Raw genomic sequence first — 1,949 nt, 5'->3', positions numbered from 1 at the left:
TTTTGGGTTTGGATATACGAAAAAGAGCTGTAACGCTCAAGGTAGTAGTAAATACTACCTATTCGTTACAGCCCCTTTTCTGTACAAAAGAAAACGTTTTAGCGTATAATAGTACTTATAAAGATTATAAATGGAGGGGATTTTTATGAAAAGTCTCAAGATTATAGTGGCAGCAGCCTTGGCTGCTTCTATGTTAGTGGGATGTGGTTCTACTTCCGACGATAAAGCGATTTATAACTTTTCAAGTGAAGCAGATGTAACATCTCTAGATTCAAGTGTATCTGATGATGGTGTTTCATTTAATGCGATTCATGCATTTAGTGAAGGACTCATGGATATTACTGCAAAGGGTGGTACAAAGCTTGTACCAGCTGCTGCATCATCTTATAAGCTATCAGATGATGGATTAACTTATACATTTACTATTAGAAAGAATGCGAAATGGTCTAATGGTGATGATTTAACAGCAGATGATTTTGTTTATTCATGGAGAAAACTAATTGCGAATGCAGGCAGCTATGCTTATATCTTTGGTAAAGAAGGGGCATGTATTAAGAATGCAGATGAACTCGCTGAACTTGGTACAACTGCTGGTGATAAGATTAAGGAACTAGGTGTTGAAGCAAAGGATAAGAAAACATTACAGGTTACTTTATCTCAGCCATGCCCTTATTTCTTAGAAATCATGACATTCCCATGCTTCTATCCACAGAATCAGAAATTTGTTGAAAAGTGTGGTTCTAAATATGCCACTGATGCAAAGTATTTACTTGCGAATGGTCCATTCAAGGTAACTAAGTGGACTAAGTCTAATAAGATTACTTTTGAAAAGAATGATAAATACTATGATGCAGATAAGGTTGAACTAGATGGTTTAAATATGTATCTTGTTCAAGATCCTAAGACTGCAGCTGCGGCATTTGATAATGGTAAAGTTGATTTTGCGACTATTAACTCAGCTTTAGTTGATAAGTATGAAGGTAAAGATAGTCTTGTAAAGTTCAAACAGGGTTATATGTATTATTTATATTTGAACTTCAACAACAAGGCTCTTGCGAATAAAAATATTCGTAAAGCATTATCTCTAGCTATTGATCGTAAAGACTTATGTAATAAAGTCTTAAAGGATGGTTCTAGAGAAGCAGATGGTTTTGTAAGTGCTGATTTCACTTATGGACCAGATGGTAAAGAATATCGTTCAGAAGGTAAAGATTATACTCAGTATAATCTAAAAGAAGCACAGGCTGCTTTTGATCAAGGCTTAAAAGAACTTGGTGTTTCTTCATTAAAATTAAGATTACTTTATGGTACAGATGAAACACCTGCAGATACTGAAGCAGAATATTTACAGGCATGTTTCAAAAAACTTAAAGGTTTAGATATCGAAATGGTTGCAACTGTTAAGAAAGACCGTGTAGAACGTCAGAAATCAGGCGATTTTGATATCTCATGTGCAAGATGGGGACCAGACTTCCCAGATCCAATCACTTATTTGAACCTTGTTTCTACAGGTAACTCAAATAACTATGGTAAATATAACAATGCGAAGTATGACCAGTTAATTGCGGCATCTACTACTGAAAGAGATGCTAAGAAGAGATGGCAGATGCTTTATCAGGCAGAAGATATCTGTATGAGTGAATATGCTGTATTACCAGTATTCCAGAAGGGTGCTGCATCATTACAGAACAAGAAATATACAGGTATTGTATATGAAGCCGCATTAGGTTCAGCATTCACATTTAAGTTTATTCATAAGACTAAATAAGATACAAATCCCGGGTCAATCTCGGGATTTTAAATTTCTTCCCGAATTGCAAGCAGAAACTGGAAATAAGAAGATAAGTTAGTTATTATAGAAAATAGTATTACCAGTTACATTAAGTTTAGCTAGTTCGTTAAGAAATAGTTCTTCAGAAGAAAGATATCCAAGTATCTTTCTTTTCTTC

General features: G+C 34.7%; 1 protein-coding gene. It reads left to right on the top strand.

What is annotated here, in order from left to right:
• The first annotated feature begins 145 nt into the window (after positions 1-145).
• The gene (locus tag EAI80_RS12865; RefSeq protein ID WP_129982353.1) at positions 146-1,768 is read left to right on the top strand and encodes a peptide ABC transporter substrate-binding protein; all 1,623 of its coding nucleotides are present in this window, start codon (positions 146-148) and stop codon (positions 1,766-1,768) included.
• The last annotated feature ends 181 nt before the right edge of the window (positions 1,769-1,949 follow it).

This window comes from Catenibacterium sp. co_0103, from assembly GCF_004168205.1.
GTDB classification, from domain to species: Bacteria; Bacillota_I; Bacilli_A; order Erysipelotrichales; family Coprobacillaceae; genus Catenibacterium; species Catenibacterium mitsuoka_A.
This window is presented reverse-complemented; position numbering and strand designations above follow the sequence as displayed.

Bases quoted from the DNA above. Each gene is read 5' to 3' on its own strand.
- EAI80_RS12865 (WP_129982353.1), top strand. From the start codon at position 146: ATGAAAAGTCTCAAGATTATAGTGGCAGCAGCCTTGGCTGCTTCTATG.